Origin of the sequence: Psychrobacter proteolyticus, assembly GCF_038155145.1 — a bacterium.
Classification (GTDB): Bacteria; Pseudomonadota; Gammaproteobacteria; order Pseudomonadales; family Moraxellaceae; genus Psychrobacter; species Psychrobacter proteolyticus_B.
On record NZ_JBAKAY010000054.1, the window covers coordinates 1 to 242 of the forward strand.

Consider the following 242-nt stretch of genomic DNA (forward strand, 5'->3'; position numbering starts at 1 on the left):
GTGTGGTACTAAAGGCTGATAATATCCATGCAAAAGTTGCACTCGCAGGCGTGATTCTTGCCAAGCTATACTTAAAGCTCAACAAAATTCTCCACGAAAAGCACATTGAGCTGTCACGTTTTGCTTTGCCAGCGAAAGCGGGCGTGAGTGATGATGCGCAGTCAGAGACAATGACTCACTTCCTCCAGAGTGTCGGCAAAAAAGAGCAGCTATTGATACTATTGTCAAATGCCGGTCTCAAG

The 242-nt window shown here is 45.9% G+C and carries 1 pseudogene; it reads left to right on the top strand.

The window, feature by feature from the left end:
* A pseudogene (locus V6252_RS12990) lies at nt 1-242 on the top strand (hypothetical protein); the annotation flags it as partial.